Source organism: Bradyrhizobium sp. WYCCWR15520 (genome assembly GCF_056174665.1).
Genome location: NZ_JBWBWM010000011.1, coordinates 147,796 through 165,777, shown reverse-complemented (window position 1 = coordinate 165,777; position 17,982 = coordinate 147,796). Strand labels below are relative to the sequence as shown.

Below are 17,982 nucleotides of genomic sequence, written 5' to 3'. Positions count from 1 at the left end.
TCAGGCAGAGAGGAATTTTCCCCTCGAAATGGTGGGCGCCGAAGCGTCGATATCGCTATTTCGGCGGACATCTTGCATCGGAGCGCGATCGATATTCCATATGCACTCCATGCTGCGTTGGAGATCGACCATGCGCGAACTATCGGCGGAAGCCCGCCTGCACCTTTACGCACGCTCGGTGTCCCGCCGTTCCGGCACCGGCTTTCATACCGCCGCGCTCTACAGCGCGTTCGCGCTCATTGCCGCCATCGTGTTCGGCACGCTGTCGGTTCATCCGTTCTGAGAATTACTGAATTACTGCGCCGTCTTGAACGGCGCGACCGCAATCCCCGCATCCTTCAGCGCCTGACGTACCCCACGCGCGATATCGACGGCGCCTGGCGTGTCGCCGTGAATGCACACGGTGTCGGTGCGCATCTTGATCACCTTGCCGGTGACTGAGACCACCGCACCGTCCTGCACCATCCGCACCACGCGGTCGGCGATCTCCTTCGCATCATGCAGCACGGCGCCCGGCTTCTTGCGCGACACCAGCGAGCCATTGTCTTCATAGGCGCGGTCGGCAAACACCTCGTGCACCATCGGCAAATTGGCGGCTTCGCCGGCCTGCACCAGCTTGGAATTGGCGAGCACGACAAAGATCAAGTTGGGATCGACGGCCTTGATGCCGTTGGCGATGGCTTTTGCGGTCATGTCGTCCTCGCAGGCTACGTTGGAGAGCGCGCCATGTGCCTTGACGTGGGTGACCTTGTAACCGGCCGCGGTCGCAATCGCCTGCAACGCGCCGATCTGGTAGGCGATCAGGTTCTCGATCTCCGAAGACTTCAGGCCCGGGATCGGCCGCCGGCCGAAGCCGTGCAGGTCGCGATATCCAGGGTGCGCGCCGACTGAGACACCCCGTGCTTTCGCTAGCTCAACGGTGCGACGCATGATGTCGGCATCGCCGGCATGAAAGCCGCAGGCGACATTCACCGACGTCGCCAGTTCGATCATCGCGGCATCATTGCCCATTTCCCACGCGCCAAAACCTTCGCCGAGATCGCAATTGAGGTCGATGGTTGTCATGGTGTCCGTCCGCTTCTCGTGAGTGGATTGGTGGTCAGTCCGGCCCCGCTATTTCGGCCATCGATACCGCGTGCCAGGTTCCTGCATCGACCGCGTTGACGGCGTGGCCCGCGACATTGGCATCGTGCAGCGCGTCGATGTTGAGATCAACGCTTTCGACTGCGCGCAGCCGCTCGGGCAGGGTGCGCAGCAACTCCGCAAATTTGCGCGCCTCGGCCTGCGCCTCCGCCATGCTGACGGCCCGAAAGCGAAAGGCGCGCCCGGCGGGGATCTGCGCCAACCGCCCGAAGTCGGCCGAAATCACGGTTGCGATCTTCGGATAGCCGCCGCTGGTGCCGCGGTCGCGCATCAGCACGATCGGCTGGCCATTGCCAGGCACCTGCAGGCTGCCGTTGACGGTGCCGTCGGAGACGATGTTGTGGCCGTGGAGATGCTTCAGCATGGGGCCCTCGAGCCGATAGCCCATGCGGTCGCTGGTCGCCGAAATCTTCCATTCGCTGTCGAGAAACAGTTTTTTGGTCTCGTCGGCGAATTCGTCGTCCTGCGGGCCCCAGACCACCCGGATCGGCGCGTCGGTTGCCGCGGGCAATTCAATCCGCCGTTCCGGCGCGCCGCTTGCGGCTTCCGTCTGCAGTTCGTCGCCGGCCTGCAGCGGACGCGGATAGGGGCTGCCGAGGCCGGCGCGGGCGTTGACGGCGAGGCTGCCGAACATCGGCTCGCCGGCAATGCCGCCTTCGATTGCTAGATAGCTGAACGAACCGTCGCGGGCGAAGCCGAGCGTCAGTGTCTCGCCATCGGCAAGCGTCGCGGAGGTATCCGGCGCCATCGCGCGACCGGCGATATCGGCATTGCGGGGGGCTCCCGCCAAGGCAACGCGCACGGCGCCGCCGCGCGCGGTAAATTTTGCACCGAACGGACCGACTTCGATGGCCGCCGTGAACGGCTCATTGCCGACCAGCGTATTCGCGGCTGCCAGCGCCAGCCGATCCATGGCGCCGCTCGGCACCAGGCCATAGCGTTGGGCGCCGGGGCGGCCGCCGTCCTGTACCGAACTGGCTGGGCCGATCGAGGCAATGACGAGCTTGCTCATGAGGCGATCTGCTCGGCAATGAATTCGCCGGCTTCGGCGGCGCGATCCTGCTCCGCGAACGTCTTGGCGTCGACCGCTGCAAAGGTGACGTTGTCGCCGGGCTCAAGCAGGAAAATCGGATCGCGATGAAGCTGATAGGTGCGCACCGCCGTCCGTCCCAGCAGGTGCCAGCCGCTCGGGCCGGCGAGGCACTGCACGCCGGTCTGGACCCCGCCGATCGAGATGGTGCCGGCCGGCGTCAGCAGACGCGGGTTCTGCCGCCGCGGCATGTGCAGGCTATCTGCAAGCCCGCTGAGATAGGACCAGCCGGGCGTAAAGCCGATCATGGCGACGCGGTAGTCGCCAGCGATATGCCGCGCCACGATCTCGTCGGGCGTGGTGTTGAGGGTCTTGGCAACGTCCTCGAGGTCGATGCCGTGCTCGCCGCCGTAGACGACCGGAATGCGCCAGCGCCGGGTCTTTGTCGAGGCCGGCACCGGCCGCTGCGCAAAGCCGAGGATCTTTTCGCCAAGCTGGTCGAAATCGATCTGCTCGGGATCGTAATGCACCAGCAGCGAGCGATAGGTCGGCACCGTCTCGGTGACGCCCGTGATCGGCTCGGCGGCCATGGCACGGTCGAGCGCCAGCACCCGCCGGTTGGCGGCATCGTCGATGTTGCGGCTGAATTCCACCGTGATGGCGCTGTCGCCACTCGGCAAAAGGCGGGGCGGGGGAAGCGTCGCGGCCATGGCCTCTAAACTGTCTCGCAGCTCTCATGCTCACTCAACCTGTAGCGTGTTTTGGGCGCGAGTGGAATTCGCTTCGCACGAAATCAGCCAGTAAGTTCAATAAATTAATCTGCATGCCGACGATAAGATGTTATGATCGCGCTTCTTTCCGCGAGCCCTTGACGTGACATCAGCGCTTCGCAAGATGCGCTACCTTTCATCCATCCTCCGGAGCCTGCATTCCAGATGTCCCTGTCCCCCGAAGCCCTCGCAACCCTGTCCGGCGTGTCCACCGCCACCATCACCACTGTGCTGCTGAAGAAGGGCCTGCGAAACGTCTGGATGCGCGGCACCAAGCCGCTACGGCCGGGACAGCCGCGGCTGGTCGGGCCGGCCTTCACGCTGCGCTTCGTTCCCGCGCGCGAGGATTTGGCCACGCCGGAATCCTGGTCGTCGCCGATTTCGACCCGCACCGCGATTGAAGCGATGCCGAAGGGCTGCATCGCCGTGGTCGACGCTATGGGCGTCGCCGATGCCGGCATCTTCGGCGACATTCTCTGCGCGCGCATGGTCAAGCGCGGCGTTGCGGCACTGATCACCGATGGCGTGGTGCGCGACGTCGAAGGCGTGCTCGGTACCAATCTGCCCGTCTGGTGCGATGGCTTCGCGGCGCCACCGTCGGTCGCGGGGCTGACATTCGTCGGCTGGGGCGAGCCGATCGGCTGCGGCGGGGTTGCGGTATTTCCCAACGACATCGTCGTCGCCGACCAGGATGGCGCGGTGCTGATCCCGCAGGCGCTTCTCGACCATGTACTGGCTGAAGGGCCGGAGCAGGAGCGGATGGAAGCCTGGATCGTCAACGAGGTGAACAACGGTGCGGCGTTGCCCGGCCTCTATCCGATGAACGCCGAGACCAAGGTGCGCTACGCGGCGACGAAGAAATAAGTTCGAAGAAGGGAGATAACTTCATGGATATCCATCTCGCGGGCAGCCGGCCGACCCGTCGGGCGCCGCCTGAGAATTTCACCGGCACGGTGCTGCAGGATCCGATCAACATGGCTCCCGCGCCGGCGCGTCTGAACTGCTCGCGAGTTTCCTTCGAGCCTGGTGCGCGCACCGCCTGGCACACCCACCCGCTTGGCCAGACCCTCTACGTCATCTCCGGCGTGGGCCGGGTACAGGCCAAGGGTGGTCCGATCAGGGAGATCCGTCCCGGTGATGTCGTCTGGATACCGCCGAACGAGAAGCACTGGCACGGCGCTTCACCGCAAAACAGCATGACTCACATCGCGATGCAGGAGGCGCTCGACGGCGTCTATTCCACCTGGATGGAGCATGTCACCGACGAGGAGTATTCCGGGAAAGTCGGCTGAGGACCTGTCGCCTCACATCCGCTGCGCGGTCCAGGTGCCGGAGCACATGGCCGCGCGCCACGTGCCCGATCCCGACGTGCCCGTGAGCATGCCGGAGCCAACCGCGCGCTTCATGCCGCTCGCAAGCGTGACGCGGATGGCGCCGGCTTCCGCCACACGGCCGGACGCTGTGACAGCGGTGCTGTTGGAGGCAACCTGGCCGTTGCTGATTCCGATCGAGACCGATGCGCCGCTGCTGCAGGCGGCGTTCGATGAGGTGATCTGCACATTCCAGTCGCCGTCGAAGGTTGCGGCTGCCGATGGCGTCACTATGCCCAGTGCGGCAATCAATGCAACGGCGACTACGGATTTCCGAGACCTAACCATGACGTGCCCCTTTAATTTGGACACGATCAGCGTCTCATAGCGGTTCTTTGGCGACTGTGATTGCCATCACGCGCTGTGCCGAAATGAAAAAGCCCCGCATTGCAGCGGGGCTTTTGGTCGTATGGGAGGCCGCGGCTTGCGATCAGTTGACGCGGGTCCAGGTCTGCCCGCCGCAGAACATGCCGCCGAACGCGCAGCCCTGGACGCGCAGGCTGTCGGTGCCCTTCAGCGCGATCGTGGAGTCATAGGTGCTGCCGGTGTTCGGGTCGAAAATCCGGCCGCTCCACTTGTCCTTGCCGGGCTTCATGTTGATCAGGATCTGCTCGCCATTCTGGTTCGACTTCTTGTCGACGGAATAGCCGCAGAGATTCTGGCCGCATTGTTCGATTCTGATCTTGCCTTCCTTCTCCTCCGTCAACCACACGCCGAGCGGTGAATTCGTAGCGGGCGCCGAAGCTGGCGGGGCCGCGGCCTGCTTCTGTTGCGGCGGCGGTGGTGCTGGCGCGGCAACGGGAGCGGGTGCGGGCGGGACTGCCGGAGCGGCATTCTGTTGTACCGGAGGAGCGGGCGCTGCCGCTGGAGGCGCAGGGGCGTCCGTTGGCGCAACGGCCGCCGTATTGTTCGACGGTGCGGGCGGTGCAGCGGTTGGAGCAGGGGCAACCGGCGCGGGCGCCAACGCAGGGGCAGCCGCTTGCTCCGCCGGTGCCGTCGCAGCCGGAGGCGAGGCTGTCTCCGGTGCGGCCTGCGGAGCGGTCTTCGCCTGCTGCGGGACCTTCCTGGTCGGACGATCAAGGTCGCCTTCCTCGCCACGCGGGCGCTTGGTCTTCTTGCCGGTATTATCGTAGACGCCGGGAATGGAAACGGTGCCGCGATCGGGATCGATGGTAATGGTGCGGCCGTTATACTCAAACGAGTACTGCGCCTGCGCGGCGGTGACGGTGCTCGCCAGCAAAAGCGCGGCGATAGCGAGACACTTCTTCATATGACGACCTCCTGAGCGGGGGACCCGAGCTGCCAAAGCTATTACGCAGTGGCAGCTTCACCCAGCGTGATCCAGATCACTTTCAAACTATATGTCGTGTACTAGCGGCTTCGGTTCAAATTCAATCCGGGCAGAATAGATAGCGCCCGATAGACGGTCAATTTCCTGCGAAACAGGCGTATCAGAGGTCAATCGAACCAGACGGCGTAGATTTTCCTGAAGCTGCCATCCTGGATGGCGATATGCAGCCACTGGTCGACAAAAGCCTTCAGCGGCATGTCGCGCTGCAGCCAATAGGCTTTCTCGGAAAAATCGAACGGCTTTTCCGGATGCACCGCGCAGAGCACGCCGGGGTGCTTCTTCTGCTGGTAGCGCGTCTCGGAAGCGTCCGTCATCATCAGGTCGGCATTGCCCTTGGCGATCTCGTCGAAGATCGTGACATTGTCGTTCCACACCTTGATCTCGGCATTCCTGATGTTCGCCTTGGCGAAGCGCTCATTGGTGCCGCCGGGATTGACGATGACGCGGGTGCCGGCCTTGTCGATATCGGCGATCGTCTCATACTTGCCCTGGTCGGCGCAGCGGGCGATCGGCGTCTTGCCCTCGCGCATGATCGGCGTCGAGAACATTCCCTTCTTCTGCCGGTCGAGCGTGATCGAGACGCCGCCCATCGCGATGTCGAAATTGTCGGCTTCGAAATCCTTCATCAGCTGCGGCCACGTCGTCTGAACGAACTCGACCTTGACGCCGAGCGCCTTGCCAAGCGCTTCCGCCATGTCGACATCGAAGCCGCGGAATTGCGACGTCGCCTTGTCGAAATAGGTGAACGGTTGATAGTCGCCGGTCATGCCGACCCGCAGCGTGCCGCGTTTGATGATGTCGTCGAGGCGGGAATTCGCCGGCTGAGCGTGGGCGACAACGGTCCACAGGACAGCTATTGCAAGACTAACGAACACGCGAAACATCGGGTCTTCTCCGCCGACAAGTTAGATGACACTCTGGAGCGATGGCGCCGATTTAGACCAGATATGCCAGCGGTGCCACCCGGAGAAAATGAAATCGTGACCATCTCGCTCCACGAGGCTTCCGTCGGCGTGTTCGTGCCGTATCTCGAAAATCTGTCCAGTCTCCTCGACAAGGCCGCGGCCCATGCCGAAGGGCGAAATATCGAGCCCGCCGTTCTTCTGAACATGCGACTCTCACCCACGATGTACAATTTGAAACAGCAGGCAGGAGAGGCCAAGCGGCATGCGATCGTCGCCTGCGCGCTGCTGGCCGGCCGCGCGCCTCACACATTTTCAGACGCGGAGCCTGACATTGCCGAACTCAAGTCGCGGATATCGGCAACGGTTGATTTCGTGCAAGGTTTGCCGCGCGAGGAAATCGAGAACGCAGCCGACAAGGAAGTCGCTTTCACGTTCAAGAACGGGACCCAGCGAAAATTTACCGGAAAGTCGTTGCTGCTGACGTTCAGCGTTCCGCAATTTTTCTTTCATGTCACGACAGCGTACGACATACTGCGCCATGCCGGCGTCGATCTGGCCAAGAAAGACTTCTTGGGGCCGCCGAGATAGTCGTCAAAGGAGAGCGGAACGCTACGCTTCGCTGCTTTCCTTGTTGGCGGTCGCGCGCCCGGTCATCTCGCTCTTGAACAGCTCGAAGCGGCGGCGAGCGTCGCTTTCGCGATCGTCGACCATCTGGATCGCGGCTTCCCTCGACATCGGGCCGCTCACGATCGGAGCGGAATTCTCTCCGATGGTCTCGTCGACATAGTAGTCGCCATTCTCGAGGCGGACCGTCCATTTGAATCGGATCGCCGCCATCGGCCCGGGACCATATTTCGAGTAACCATGAGCCTCGATCGGCGGAGGCGTGGTGGGGAGCGGTGGAGGGGACGCCTGGCGTTGCTCGGCGACCGCAGCTTTTTCGGGGTTGCGACGGGCTTCCGGCGGATCAAGAATGCTGGCGATGGTTGCCAGGGCATTGTCGGTGGGGTCGTTTTGCATCACGATTCAGCCTCCGGATCGAACCCGGTTACGGAATCAGTGACCGTTGCCGCCCCGGGCCCTTGCCTTGCTTCCGAATAAAGCCGGGCTTTGTCAATCCGTGGCTTTTTTTGGGCGCGATTAGGCGCATACCGGTGGTAACATGGTCTTCCAGGGACGCTCCTGTTCGAGCTGGCCGGCCAGCCTGAACAGGGTCGCCTCGTCGCCAAATCTGGCCGAGAACATCATGCCGAGCGGCAACCCGGCCTTGTTCCATGCGAGCGGCACCGACATCGCCGGCTGCCCGGACATGTTGAACATCGAGGTCCCCGGCATATAGCGGCGCAGGATTGGGACGATGTGCGACAGATCGTTCGACATGGTGTTGAGTTCGCCGATGCGCAGCGGCGGCGCGCACAAGGTCGGAGACAGGAAGACGTCGCAGCTCTCGAAGAAGGTCGCCAGCGAACGGGATATCTGGAAGGCGGCAAGCTGGGCGGCGACATAGTCGGTCGCCGTGTTCTTCTTTGCGTTGTGCGAGTGCGCGAGCGTCAAGATCTCGAGATCCCTGTCCGTCATCTCTCGACCGAACCTCTGCTCAAGCACCCGCACCGTCAGCGCGGTGTTGGCGCCGACGATCGTGGTTATGGTCGCGGCCGGATCGGCGGGAAGCTTCGGCGCGCGTTCCTCGACGTGATGGCCGAGCCCCGCCAGCAGGCTTGCGATCTCGCGCACCGCTACCGCAATTTCAGGGTCGATGGCGTCGCCATACGGCGACTTATCGGTGAAGGCGATGCGCAGCCGGCCGGGGTCGCGGCCGACTTCCTGCGAGAACGGCCGCTCCGGCGGCGGCGCGATGTAGGGGCTCGACGGCTCCGGGCCGTGGATCGCATCCATCATCACCGCGCTGTCGCGCACGCTGATGCTGACGACATGGCCGCAGGCGAAGCCACCCCAGCCTTCGCCGCGATCGGGACCGAGTGGATTGCGCGCCCGGGTCGGCTTCAGGCCGAACACGCCGGACGCGGAGGCGGGGATCCGGATCGAGCCGCCGCCGTCGCTGGCATGCGCGAAGGGGAGGATGCGGGCGGCAACAGCCGCCGCCGCGCCGCCCGATGACCCGCCAGAAGAATGCTCGAGATTCCAGGGGTTCCGGGTCGGCCCGTGCAGGCGCGACTCCGTCGTCGGCATCAGGCCGAATTCGGGGCTCGAGCTCTTGCCGAAGATCGACACGCCGGTGTCGACGAAGCGCTGCGCCAGCGTGCCGCTGTGGTCGGCCACAAACTCCTTCAGGACCGTGGCGCCTGAGGTCGTGCGCGTGCCCTCCAGGAGGTCGAGGTCCTTCAGCAGAAATGGTACGCCCGTAAAGGGGCCATCAGGCAGGCCGCGCTCGATCTGACGCTCGGCATAGTCGTAATGCTTGACCACAACCGCGTTGATCTGCGGATCGACCTTCGCGGTACGGGCGATGGCCTCATCGAGCAATTCCTTGGCCGAGACCTGTTTCTTCCGAACCAGTTCGGCGAGGCCGACCGCATCAAAATTGCCGTATTCCTTGAAGGCCATGCAGATACCTCGCTTGCCGGCGGGCCGATGCAACGGCCGCGCCGGACCATTCACTCCGATGGTTCAGCCGAGCACGTCCTGATTGATCACGTTCTGACGCACGGGATCGCCGTCCAATACGCTCAGAATGTTGCGGGCGGTCTGTTCGCTCATCCGGTCGACGGCTTCCACCGTAACTCCCGCGACATGCGGCGCCATGATGACATTCGGCAGGGCGAGCAATGCCTGACCGGCCGGCGGCGGCTCCTGCTCGAAAACGTCGAGGCCCGCGCCGGCAAGCTTGCCGGACACCAGGGCTGCGTGCAGCGCAGCCTCGTCGACGATTCCGCCGCGCGCCGTGTTGATCAGATAGGCTGATGGCTTCAGCCGCTTCAGCCTGTCGGCATTGAACATGCCGACCGTCTCCGGGTTTTTCGGACAATGGATGGTGAGGAAGTCAGCGCGCGGCAGCGCGGCGTCGATGTCGGCGACCGGTTCGCAGCCGGCGGCCTTGATGTCGGCGGCGGACTTGTAGGGGTCGAAAACCAGCACGTTCATTTCCATCGCGAGGCACCGCTTGGCGGTGCGGGTGCCGATGCGCCCGAAGCCGACGATCAGCACCGTCTTGCCGAAGAGGTCAAAGGGCAGCATTCCGAGCCTATCAGCCCATTTGTCGTCCCTAACGAGCGAATGCATTTCTGTCGCGCGCTTGGCGAGCGTCAGCATCATGAATACCGCATGCTCGGCAACGGACGGCGAATTGGCGGTGCCGGCCACCATCAGCGGGACCTTGCGGCGGCTGAGCGCGGGGACGTCAACAGCGTCAAAGCCGACGCCGATCCGGGTAACCACCAGCATGTCTTTCGAGGCTTCGAGTTCGGGCTCGCCAAAGCGGGTGCCGCCGAGGGCGACACCGTGCACCGGCGCATGCTCCTTCAGCTTGGCCTCGAAATCCTTCTGCGCAATCATGTTGGGAAATTCGACGATCTCGATGTCGTCGCGCGCATGGAGCAGCGCTCTTCCCTGCTGCGACATCGATTCCGTGATGAAGATTTTCTTCTTGTTGGTAGCCATTTCCTGCCCTTGGGTCTCGCTAATGCGCCGTCAAAGGACGACGCCGGTCACCTCGTTTAGCAGGTGCATATTATTGAGGTCCACAGCCAATCGGAGCGGAGCGCCATCCTGCGCGCCGGCATTGGGATTGACCCGGCCGCAGACCTGCGAACCTTCCAGGGTAAAATAGATCAGCGTCTCCATTCCCATCGGCTCGGTGACGTCGAGCACCGCGTCAAAGGCCTCCACACCGGGCTCAGGATGCGGCTTCGCCTCGGTGATGTGCTCGGGGCGCAGCCCCAGCAGCAATTTGTCGGTGCGCGGAATGCCTTGATAACGGGCAGCACGGGCCGGCGGCAGCGGGAAGGCGATGCGGTCAGTCAACCGGACGTGCAACTTGCCGGCGAGATCCTCCAGCCGGCACGGGACGAAATTCATCGCCGGCGAGCCGATGAAGCTGGCAACGAATTTCGTCGCCGGCTTGTGATAGAGTTCGTTCGGCGTGCCGATCTGCTCGATCCGGCCGTGGTTCATCACCACCACGCGGTCCGCCAGCGTCATCGCTTCGACCTGGTCGTGGGTCACGTAGACCGTCGTGGTGCGGACCTTCTGATGCACCTTCTTGATCTCGATCCGCATCTGCACGCGCAGCTTGGCGTCGAGGTTGGACAGCGGCTCGTCGAACAGAAAAACTTTCGGGTTGCGCACGATGGCGCGGCCCATCGCGACGCGCTGGCGCTGGCCACCTGACAATTGCTTCGGCTTGCGGTCGACGAGTTCGACGATGTCGAGCATGCGCGCGGCCTCGTCGACGCGACTCTTGATCTCGGCCTTCGGATAGCGTTTCAGCCGAAGTCCGAACGACATGTTCTCCGCGACCGTCATGTGCGGATAAAGCGCGTAATTCTGAAACACCATCGCGATATCGCGGTCCTTCGGCGGCACGTCGTTGACGACGTCGCCGCCGATCATGATGTCGCCGTCGGAGATATCTTCCAGGCCGGCGATCATCCGCAAGGTGGTTGATTTCCCGCAGCCCGATGGCCCAACCAGCACGACGAACTCATGGTCGGCGATATCGAGGTCGATGCCGCGCACCGCCTCGACTTCGTCATAACGCTTCACCACCTTACGCAACGTCACGTCAGCCATGAGATCAACCCTTTGTCGCACCGGCGGTCAGGCCGGCAATGTAATAGTCCATCAGGAATGCGTAGATGATGAGCGGTGGCGCGGCGCCGAGCAGGGCGCCGGTCATGATCTGTCCCCAATTGAACACGTCGCCCTTGATCAGCGTCGTGATGATGCCAACGGGCATCACGAGCTGGTCAGTCGACGTAGTGAAGACCAGCGGATAGAGGAATTGCGCCCAGGAGACTGTGAAGGCGAAGATCGTCGCTGCGATCAGGCCCGGCAATGCCACCGGGATGAATATCCGCGTCAGCGTCTGGAACCAGGATGCGCCGTCGATAATGGCGGCTTCATCGAGCTCCTTCGGAATTGAGGCGAAGTAGCCGATCATGATCCAGGTGCAAAAGGGCACCGTAAGTGTCGGATAGAGGATCAGCAGTACGTACCATCTGTTGATGAGCTGGATGCCGGTCCAGTCGCCGATCACCGCGAACATCTTGAACAGCGGAATGAACAGCAGCGTCTCGGGAATGAGATAGGTCAGGAACACGCCGGTCGCGAGCGTCGCCGAACCCCAGAACCGCATCCTCGACAGCGCAAAGGCAGCGGGTACTGCTATCAGCATGGTGATGGTGACAACGAAGATCGAGACGATCGCCGAATTCCAGAAGAAGCGCAGAAACTGGTTCGAGGTCAGCAGACCGACATAGTTGTCGAGCGTTGGGTGGAACACCCACCACGGATTGGTTGCCGCCGAAATCTCCGCGCTGCTCTTCAGCGAGGTGATGAACATGTAGATCGGCGGCGTCAGGAAGAAGATCGCGAAGATCACCAGGAAGAAGTACGACCAGCGCAGTGCCCAGGCGCGGTCGCGGCTCATGCTGCCGTATTTGACCTTGCGGGTCGGCGCGGCCTTGTCGATGGTCACCGTTGTCATCAGGCTTCATTCCCGCGTTTGTTGACGTCGCGCAGGATGAAGATCGCCGCGACCGCCAGAATCGGCACCATGAAGAGGGATACGCTGGCGCCCAGCGGTATATCGCTGCCCTCGATCCCGATGCGGAACGCCCACGTCGCGAAGATATGGGTGTGATCAAGCGGGCCGCCCGCGGTCAGGATGCGCACGATGTCAAAGTTGGCGAAGGTCACGATTAGCGAGAACAGCGTCGTAATCGCGATGATGTTTCGCATCATCGGCAGCGTGACGTACCAGATGCGCTGCCACCAGTTGGCGCCGTCGATGGCCGCTGCCTCGTAGAGTTGTTCCGGAACGGATTTCAGCGCCGCCAGATACATGATCATGAAGAACGGAGCGCCGACCCAGATGTTGACGAGAATGACCGAGAAGCGCGCCCACATGGCATCGCCGGTCCATGGGATCGGCCCGATGCCGAAGAACGAGAGCGTGTAGTTGAACGCACTGTAGGAGGGGTCAAACAGCCACAGCCACGCCAGTGTGCTCATCGCCGGGGGGATTACCCACGGTACCAGCAGCATGCCGCGCCATTTGCGCTGGCCCTTGGCCGGTATGTTGTGAACGAAATGCGCAATGATAAAGCCCAGCAGCGCCTTGAAGATGACGGCCGTGATCGCGAAGATGCAGGATTGCTTGACGACGAGCCAGAACGTCTCGCGCTTGAACAGGAATTCGAAATTGCTGAGCCCGACGAAGCGCTGCATCGACTTGTTCAACGTCGCGAGGTGCAGCGCGTAGAATGCCGGATAGATCACAAGGGTCGCGATCAGGAGGATCAGCGGCAGCGTCATCAGGAACGCCACAGTCGATTTGCGCTTCATCATACTGTGCAGGCTCGAGCGTTTGCGCGCAGCTTGCGCGGCGGCCCGGTTCGGCTGCAATGCGACGTCAGCCATGGTGTGTTTTTATCCCTGTAACGTTTCGCCGCGCCTATGATTGACAGCGGATAAGGAATGGCGGCCTGCGATCAGGCGGGCCGCCATGACGTCCCCTCCGTCAGCTCCGCATGAAGCCTTCGCACTCGCCTTCAGCCCAGGCGAGCACCTTTTCCATCGCTTCGCCCTTGTGATAACGCAGGCACATCTTGGTCAACGTTGCCTGCGTATAGATCTGCTGTGCGATCTTCGGCGGAGCGGGCGCCGCGGCGATCGAAAGCGTCTGGTGGTTGTGCGGGTTCGGATAGTGGTAGAGCGTGCCCTTCGGCGGCCCTTCCTCTTGCCAGACCGTCAGGGTAGTGAGCTTTTCGTAGCAGGGCAGGTCGTAGCCACCGCTCGCCACGCACATCTTCTCGATCGCATCAGGTTGTGAAAGCGCCCTGAGCACGCTCTTGGCCGCTTCCTTGTTCTTGGAGAACGACCAGGTGCCCCAGAAGTAGGCGAGGTAGGGCGCGTAGCGGCCCTTCGGTCCGGCCGGGAAGCCATGAGTCCAGCACTGCTCGGCTACCTGTGGTGCGTCGCGCTTGGCGACTGCCCAGGCGCTCGGTGGGTTCATGATCATGGCGCCCCTGCCGGAGACCAGCCATTTGTTGTTGGAGGAGTCGTCCCAGGCGCCGGCGTCCGGCGGCAGGAACGAGATCAGCTTCTTGTAGTATTCCAGTGCCTGGCGCACCGCGTCGGTTTTGACAGTGAGGTTGCCCTTCTCATCGACAAGGGCAGCACCGAACGACTGGAAGATCGCGCCTGCCGTATCGACATTATCGCTAGTCTCGCCAAGCCCGATACCGAAGGGAACGCCGGCCTTCTGGCAGGCCTCTGCGGCCTTCAGGAAGGTCTCCAGATTCCAGCTATCGGCCTTCGGTGGGGCACCGGCGGGATACAGCGCCTGTACGTCGATGCCGGCATGCTGCTTCATCAGGTCGATGCGGGAGCAGGGACCCTTGATCTGGCTGCCGACGCTCGCCGGCACCGCAAGCCATTTGCCTTTGGACTGACCGAGATATTTCACCGTGCCGTTGGGTTCACCGTTCTGCTTGATGAGGCCTTCCATGACGTCGTTCATGGGTTCAAGCAGCTCGGCCTGCGCATGCGGCCACCAGGTCGGCATGGCCAGAATGTCGTGACCGGATTTTGCCTGTGCTTCGGCGGCGATGGTCAGCAGGTTCTTGTTGCCCTGGCTCGGGATGTAGTCGATCTGAACCTCGACCTTCTCCTTTTCCTTCCAGGCGTTGACGATATCGGTCGATGCCTTGTTGGCGCCGGGAACCCAGTGGTCCCAGAAACCGATCGAGAGCTTGCCGGCGGCGTGGGCGCCGCGCACGTACGGCGCGGTGATGAGCGCCGCAGATGACAGCGCAGTAGCAGCAACGAATTGTCGGCGAGAAAGCTTCTTGCGTGACATGGCGTTTCCTCTTTGCTTGCTTCTTGTTGTCGTCTCGTTGTTCCTCTTCTTATTCTTATTGGCATTCACGCGATCGCGCCGATTTGGGATGGCTGCCCCGCGGAGATTTGGTTGCGCAATCAGAACAGAATTGAACACGTCTGTCGAGAAATGACATGTGCGACATTCTAGAACTAACGTTGCGTGTAAATTTTCCAGCGGTCGGAATACTGCAATGCCTCTCTGCGCGGCATATTGCGTTGCACACGGCATGATGAACGCGAGAGAGTTTGGAGATTGCGGTCGCGCCGCGGGGTTCCCGGTCTACGGGTTTGATATTTCGACGCCAGCGATAACGGTCAGCACCGCGGCTAGACTTGCTCGTCGCTAAAACGATAAGATTCAGATTCGAGGACATCAGTCCTAGTTAACGACCACGGAGACCAATCATGACTAGCCCAACGTCCAAACTGCGCACGCGGTGGAAAGTGTGCGTGGCCATGGGGTTGGCCGCCATCATGCTTCTCAGCGCGCCGCGGCTTGCGGATGCGCAGCTGGTTCAGGGTGTCGAGAAGGGCGCCCGCGAGGGTAACAAGGCGGCGGGCCCGGTCGGCGGCGTGCTTGGCGGCGCCATTGGCGGCGTCGTGGGCGTCGTGACCGGAGTCACCGGTGTGCTGACCGGGGGCAACAAGGGCGGACAGGCGCCGGCGGCAAAGGATACTGCCAAGCAGGGTGAGGCTTCCAAACAAGGCGAGCCTTCCAAGCAGGGTGACACGTCGAAGCCGGCGAAGGGAAGCAAGGCTACCAAGACCGCCAAGCAGCAACAACAGCAGCAACCGCAGCAGCAGCGACCCGTCCTCACCCAGACCGGCGCGCCGCAACTGACGGCCGAACAGATCGTCGCCAACAGCGATGCCAATATCGAACGGATCAAGAAGGAGCTGAACCTCACGCCCGAGCAGGAAAAGCATTGGGCGGGGTTCAACAGTGCGATGCACTATCTCGGTCATAACGGTGCTGACCGGCTCAACCTGCGTGTTGCGCGCGCCAAGCGCGATCCGCCTGACGACATCATCGAGCAGATGCGCAATGAGGCCCAGTTTCTCAACGACCGCGCTGTAGATCAGCGCAACGTGGCGGATGCGGCCGAGCCGCTATTCGCCAGCCTGGACGACAAGCAAAAGGCGGTCTTCATTCAGGAAATGGTCAATCTGAGCCACGAACGCGGGCTCGATTAGGCTCTCGTTTTGACGCGTTTTCTTAACGCGAACCGGTGTCGCTCGAAAACGCTATAGCTGGCTCGCCGGACGAATAGCCGGGTACGCAGGCCCTGGGGTAGGTTGAAAGGCACGGCACCCGGCTATTCTGCCGCAGCGGCGCGGCTCCCCCAATCTCATTGCAATGATGAAGAAACCCTGACGGACTGGCGCCATAGTCGTGGCTGACTTGCGGCGTTGTCGGGAACTTCAGTCTTTGGTTGCAAGTGTTGCCCCTCAACATCAGGTACGGCACCGGCGTCCATGCTGGTGCGGTCCATTGAACTCAGGCATGGGCCGGGAGGGCCTCAGGTCTTCGGAAAGTTCAGTTCGACGCCGACGCCATCGGGGTCGTAGAGGAAGAACTGGGTATCGCCGGTACGCGGCACGATGCTCTCGCGAAATTTGACGCCTTTTGCCTGCAGGCGCTTGCGCATCCCCTCGACGTCGGTCGCCGCAAAGGCGATGTGGTCAAGCCGACCGGTATCTTCATACTTCCTCTCGGTACCGCGCACCACGATGCCTTCGCGCGGCTTGCGGGTGCCCATCAGATGCACCGTGGCGGTGCCGCCCGAGTAGAGCCAGTAGCCGGGAAAATCGAGCGGGGGGCGGTCGCCGTTCTCCAGCCCCAAGACGTCGCAATAGAAATCCTTGGCGCGCTCGAGATCGGAGGGCTCGATCGTGTAGTGCTGCAGCGCGCCAAGTCCCATGGTCGTTTCTCCTAAACAAAGCTGAGATCGGTATCGACGCCCATCATCCAGGCACCGACGGTTTCAAAATGCCTGATCTGGCCCTGCAGCTGCTGGGTCACAGTGTGGATATCGCGGAATCGCCGCTCCAGCGGATGGTCCTCGAAGATCGCGGTGGCGCCTGCGGCGTTGTAGGCAAAGTCGACCGCCTCGCGCGCCTTGTGAATGGCGTGGGTCGAGGCCATGCGGATGTTCATGCGCTGTGCGACCGTGATGGTCGCGCCGGCGCTAAGATCCTTCCAGGTGTCGGCCATCGACTGCAACACGTAGCCGCGCGCGGCGCGGAGATTGACTTCCGCCTGCGCGAGGTTGCTCTGAACCACGGCATTGTCGCGCAGCGACATCCTCGCGCCGCGCGGCACCTTGTTGCGCATCGTCTCGACGAAATTGTCGAGTGCGGTGCGGGCGATGCCGCAGGCAACGCCGGCGAACCCCACCTGGTAACAGGTGTGGTTGCTCATGCGGTAGAGCGGGCCGCGCTCGCGGCATTCGCGCTCGAACTCGCGGGTAATCGAATGGTCCGCGCTCACGAAGAAGTCGCTGAGCGCGAACTGGTCGCTGGCCGTGCCGCGCAGCCCTACCGTGTTCCAGATGTCGGTCCACTCGACGTCTTCGGCGCGTACCAGCATGGTGCGCTCGAGCGGGGCTCCGTTGGCATCGCATTTGGGCGAGCCGTCGGCCGCGTAGATCGGGCAGTGCGCCCCGAGCCAGGTCGCATGGCGGCCGCCGGATGCGAACGACCACACCCCCGTCACCCTGTAGCCGCCTTCGCATTCGACGGCGCGGACCTTGGGGCCGGGACCCCATGCCAGCACCGCGCGCGGTTCGCCGAAGATCGCCTGCGCCACCGGCAGGTCCAGATACGCTGCAGACATCGCGCAGCCACCGGCCTGGCTGAGGCACCACGCGGTGGAAGCATCTGCCTTGGCAATGGTTTCGATGACGTGGAAGAAAGTGACGGGATCGGTTTCGATCCCGTTGGTCGAACGGGGCAGCAACAGCCGGAACAATTGCGCGTTGTGCAGCTTGTCGAGCAGAGCCGGCGGTAGCCGCCGCGCGGCTTCGATATCGTCGGACGCTTTCGCGACATCCTCGCATACGGCTTCGGCACGGGCGATCACCGCCCGGTCGCCCGCGAGATCAGCAGAGCTTGCGATCGCTGTATTCAAGATCATGTGTGGGTCCGTCGCGTTCGCGTGCCAGTCGTTGGTGAAAAGCTAACGTGCCATCGCCGCAATCGGCAAGCCCATGGCGACGCGGAGCACATGTGCAGATAACCGATCGGATTTCGTGCCGCTCTGCACAATGGCTCCGCGGACTATTGCTTGGATCGAGGCCTCGGCAGATTGGGTCTGTTCGCTGCGGCGCACACGCCGTGTTTAAGGTTT

20 protein-coding genes are annotated in these 17,982 nt (G+C 62.6%); 5 read left to right on the top strand and 15 right to left on the bottom strand.

Annotated elements, in window-relative coordinates; all coding sequences use genetic code 11:
* Positions 1 to 130: 130 nt before the first annotated feature.
* Positions 131 to 283, top strand: coding sequence for a hypothetical protein (locus AC0QUY_RS14715; protein WP_176721835.1), 153 nt, complete (start codon positions 131 to 133; stop codon positions 281 to 283).
* A gap of 11 nt (positions 284 to 294) precedes the next feature.
* Here the strand turns inward: AC0QUY_RS14715 and AC0QUY_RS14710 are convergent, their stop codons facing one another.
* From AC0QUY_RS14710 to pxpB, 3 genes are read right to left on the bottom strand one after another with little or no spacing between them, the layout of a single operon-like run.
* A complete protein-coding gene (locus AC0QUY_RS14710; protein ID WP_334437604.1) occupies positions 295 to 1,065 on the bottom strand; it encodes a LamB/YcsF family protein in 771 nt (256 codons plus the stop codon).
* A gap of 34 nt (positions 1,066 to 1,099) precedes the next feature.
* Complete coding sequence (locus AC0QUY_RS14705; RefSeq protein WP_475387358.1) at positions 1,100 to 2,155, bottom strand: 5-oxoprolinase subunit C family protein; 1,056 nt, start codon at positions 2,153 to 2,155, stop codon at positions 1,100 to 1,102.
* The gene (gene pxpB, locus AC0QUY_RS14700; RefSeq protein WP_475387357.1) at positions 2,152 to 2,883 is read right to left on the bottom strand and encodes a 5-oxoprolinase subunit PxpB; all 732 of its coding nucleotides are present in this window, start codon (positions 2,881 to 2,883) and stop codon (positions 2,152 to 2,154) included. The genes AC0QUY_RS14705 and pxpB overlap by 4 nt, the downstream gene beginning before the upstream one ends.
* 225 nt (positions 2,884 to 3,108) lie before the next feature.
* Here pxpB and AC0QUY_RS14695 point away from each other — a divergent pair, with 225 nt between their 5' ends.
* Entirely contained in the window at positions 3,109 to 3,807 is a 699-nt protein-coding gene (locus AC0QUY_RS14695; RefSeq protein ID WP_475387356.1) for a ribonuclease activity regulator RraA, read from the top strand.
* Between the two features lie 23 nt (positions 3,808 to 3,830).
* Positions 3,831 to 4,235: a (R)-mandelonitrile lyase gene (locus tag AC0QUY_RS14690; protein ID WP_475387355.1), complete on the top strand. Its 405-nt coding sequence runs from the start codon at positions 3,831 to 3,833 to the stop codon at positions 4,233 to 4,235.
* A gap of 12 nt (positions 4,236 to 4,247) precedes the next feature.
* Here AC0QUY_RS14690 and AC0QUY_RS14685 read toward each other — a convergent pair whose 3' ends face one another.
* The 3 genes from AC0QUY_RS14685 to AC0QUY_RS14675 all read right to left on the bottom strand — a co-directional run bounded on the left by AC0QUY_RS14685 (position 4,248) and on the right by AC0QUY_RS14675 (position 6,548).
* Positions 4,248 to 4,601, bottom strand: coding sequence for a hypothetical protein (locus AC0QUY_RS14685; protein ID WP_161854669.1), 354 nt, complete (start codon positions 4,599 to 4,601; stop codon positions 4,248 to 4,250).
* Between the two features lie 142 nt (positions 4,602 to 4,743).
* A complete protein-coding gene (locus tag AC0QUY_RS14680; RefSeq protein WP_475387354.1) occupies positions 4,744 to 5,583 on the bottom strand; it encodes a DUF2147 domain-containing protein in 840 nt (279 codons plus the stop codon).
* A 188-nt stretch (positions 5,584 to 5,771) separates the two neighbouring features.
* The gene (locus AC0QUY_RS14675) at positions 5,772 to 6,548 is read right to left on the bottom strand and encodes a transporter substrate-binding domain-containing protein (protein ID WP_475387353.1); all 777 of its coding nucleotides are present in this window, start codon (positions 6,546 to 6,548) and stop codon (positions 5,772 to 5,774) included.
* A gap of 63 nt (positions 6,549 to 6,611) precedes the next feature.
* Here AC0QUY_RS14675 and AC0QUY_RS14670 point away from each other — a divergent pair, with 63 nt between their 5' ends.
* A complete protein-coding gene (locus AC0QUY_RS14670; protein ID WP_475387398.1) occupies positions 6,612 to 7,157 on the top strand; it encodes a DUF1993 domain-containing protein in 546 nt (181 codons plus the stop codon).
* Between the two features lie 21 nt (positions 7,158 to 7,178).
* On the opposite strand, the gene AC0QUY_RS14665 is transcribed toward AC0QUY_RS14670, so the two are convergent.
* From AC0QUY_RS14665 to AC0QUY_RS14635, 7 genes are all read right to left on the bottom strand, one after another.
* Positions 7,179 to 7,589, bottom strand: a complete 411-nt coding sequence (locus tag AC0QUY_RS14665) for a hypothetical protein (RefSeq protein WP_475387352.1) — start codon at positions 7,587 to 7,589, stop codon at positions 7,179 to 7,181.
* A gap of 120 nt (positions 7,590 to 7,709) precedes the next feature.
* A complete protein-coding gene (locus AC0QUY_RS14660) occupies positions 7,710 to 9,134 on the bottom strand; it encodes an amidase (RefSeq protein WP_475387351.1) in 1,425 nt (474 codons plus the stop codon).
* A 63-nt stretch (positions 9,135 to 9,197) separates the two neighbouring features.
* Complete coding sequence (locus AC0QUY_RS14655) at positions 9,198 to 10,187, bottom strand: hydroxyacid dehydrogenase (RefSeq protein ID WP_475387350.1); 990 nt, start codon at positions 10,185 to 10,187, stop codon at positions 9,198 to 9,200.
* A 30-nt stretch (positions 10,188 to 10,217) separates the two neighbouring features.
* Positions 10,218 to 11,318 carry an ABC transporter ATP-binding protein gene (locus AC0QUY_RS14650; protein WP_161854663.1) on the bottom strand — a complete coding sequence of 367 codons (1,101 nt, stop codon included), beginning with the start codon at positions 11,316 to 11,318 and terminating at the stop codon, positions 10,218 to 10,220.
* Between the two features lie 4 nt (positions 11,319 to 11,322).
* Positions 11,323 to 12,234, bottom strand: coding sequence for a carbohydrate ABC transporter permease (locus AC0QUY_RS14645; RefSeq protein ID WP_161854662.1), 912 nt, complete (start codon positions 12,232 to 12,234; stop codon positions 11,323 to 11,325).
* A complete protein-coding gene (locus AC0QUY_RS14640) occupies positions 12,234 to 13,169 on the bottom strand; it encodes a carbohydrate ABC transporter permease (protein ID WP_161854661.1) in 936 nt (311 codons plus the stop codon). The genes AC0QUY_RS14645 and AC0QUY_RS14640 overlap by 1 nt, the downstream gene beginning before the upstream one ends.
* 100 nt (positions 13,170 to 13,269) lie before the next feature.
* Positions 13,270 to 14,610 (bottom strand): ABC transporter substrate-binding protein, encoded by a 1,341-nt coding sequence (locus tag AC0QUY_RS14635; RefSeq protein WP_475387348.1) that lies wholly within the window; start codon positions 14,608 to 14,610, stop codon positions 13,270 to 13,272.
* Positions 14,611 to 15,038: 428 nt separating this feature from the next.
* Here AC0QUY_RS14635 and AC0QUY_RS14630 point away from each other — a divergent pair, with 428 nt between their 5' ends.
* Positions 15,039 to 15,827, top strand: coding sequence for a Spy/CpxP family protein refolding chaperone (locus AC0QUY_RS14630; RefSeq protein ID WP_161854659.1), 789 nt, complete (start codon positions 15,039 to 15,041; stop codon positions 15,825 to 15,827).
* 326 nt (positions 15,828 to 16,153) lie between these two features.
* Here AC0QUY_RS14630 and AC0QUY_RS14625 read toward each other — a convergent pair whose 3' ends face one another.
* Together AC0QUY_RS14625 and AC0QUY_RS14620 are read right to left on the bottom strand one after the other, a co-directional pair.
* Complete coding sequence (locus AC0QUY_RS14625) at positions 16,154 to 16,555, bottom strand: VOC family protein (protein WP_161854658.1); 402 nt, start codon at positions 16,553 to 16,555, stop codon at positions 16,154 to 16,156.
* 11 nt (positions 16,556 to 16,566) lie between these two features.
* Positions 16,567 to 17,769, bottom strand: coding sequence for an acyl-CoA dehydrogenase family protein (locus tag AC0QUY_RS14620; protein WP_475387347.1), 1,203 nt, complete (start codon positions 17,767 to 17,769; stop codon positions 16,567 to 16,569).
* Positions 17,770 to 17,982 lie beyond the last annotated feature (213 nt).

Excerpts from the sequence above, each read along its gene's own strand:
- AC0QUY_RS14680 (WP_475387354.1), bottom strand. The coding sequence starts at position 5,583 with ATGAAGAAGTGTCTCGCTATCGCCGCGCTTTTGCTGGCGAGCACCGTC.
- AC0QUY_RS14620 (WP_475387347.1), bottom strand. The coding sequence starts at position 17,769 with ATGATCTTGAATACAGCGATCGCAAGCTCTGCTGATCTCGCGGGCGAC.
- pxpB (WP_475387357.1), bottom strand. The coding sequence starts at position 2,883 with ATGGCCGCGACGCTTCCCCCGCCCCGCCTTTTGCCGAGTGGCGACAGC.
- AC0QUY_RS14675 (WP_475387353.1), bottom strand. The coding sequence starts at position 6,548 with ATGTTTCGCGTGTTCGTTAGTCTTGCAATAGCTGTCCTGTGGACCGTT.
- AC0QUY_RS14685 (WP_161854669.1), bottom strand. The coding sequence starts at position 4,601 with ATGGTTAGGTCTCGGAAATCCGTAGTCGCCGTTGCATTGATTGCCGCA.
- AC0QUY_RS14690 (WP_475387355.1), top strand. The coding sequence starts at position 3,831 with ATGGATATCCATCTCGCGGGCAGCCGGCCGACCCGTCGGGCGCCGCCT.
- AC0QUY_RS14710 (WP_334437604.1), bottom strand. The coding sequence starts at position 1,065 with ATGACAACCATCGACCTCAATTGCGATCTCGGCGAAGGTTTTGGCGCG.
- AC0QUY_RS14640 (WP_161854661.1), bottom strand. The coding sequence starts at position 13,169 with ATGGCTGACGTCGCATTGCAGCCGAACCGGGCCGCCGCGCAAGCTGCG.
- AC0QUY_RS14660 (WP_475387351.1), bottom strand. The coding sequence starts at position 9,134 with ATGGCCTTCAAGGAATACGGCAATTTTGATGCGGTCGGCCTCGCCGAA.
- AC0QUY_RS14630 (WP_161854659.1), top strand. The coding sequence starts at position 15,039 with ATGACTAGCCCAACGTCCAAACTGCGCACGCGGTGGAAAGTGTGCGTG.
- AC0QUY_RS14715 (WP_176721835.1), top strand. The coding sequence starts at position 131 with ATGCGCGAACTATCGGCGGAAGCCCGCCTGCACCTTTACGCACGCTCG.
- AC0QUY_RS14705 (WP_475387358.1), bottom strand. The coding sequence starts at position 2,155 with ATGAGCAAGCTCGTCATTGCCTCGATCGGCCCAGCCAGTTCGGTACAG.
- AC0QUY_RS14650 (WP_161854663.1), bottom strand. The coding sequence starts at position 11,318 with ATGGCTGACGTGACGTTGCGTAAGGTGGTGAAGCGTTATGACGAAGTC.
- AC0QUY_RS14670 (WP_475387398.1), top strand. The coding sequence starts at position 6,612 with ATGCCAGCGGTGCCACCCGGAGAAAATGAAATCGTGACCATCTCGCTC.
- AC0QUY_RS14695 (WP_475387356.1), top strand. The coding sequence starts at position 3,109 with ATGTCCCTGTCCCCCGAAGCCCTCGCAACCCTGTCCGGCGTGTCCACC.
- AC0QUY_RS14645 (WP_161854662.1), bottom strand. The coding sequence starts at position 12,234 with ATGACAACGGTGACCATCGACAAGGCCGCGCCGACCCGCAAGGTCAAA.
- AC0QUY_RS14655 (WP_475387350.1), bottom strand. The coding sequence starts at position 10,187 with ATGGCTACCAACAAGAAGAAAATCTTCATCACGGAATCGATGTCGCAG.
- AC0QUY_RS14665 (WP_475387352.1), bottom strand. The coding sequence starts at position 7,589 with ATGCAAAACGACCCCACCGACAATGCCCTGGCAACCATCGCCAGCATT.
- AC0QUY_RS14625 (WP_161854658.1), bottom strand. The coding sequence starts at position 16,555 with ATGGGACTTGGCGCGCTGCAGCACTACACGATCGAGCCCTCCGATCTC.
- AC0QUY_RS14635 (WP_475387348.1), bottom strand. The coding sequence starts at position 14,610 with ATGTCACGCAAGAAGCTTTCTCGCCGACAATTCGTTGCTGCTACTGCG.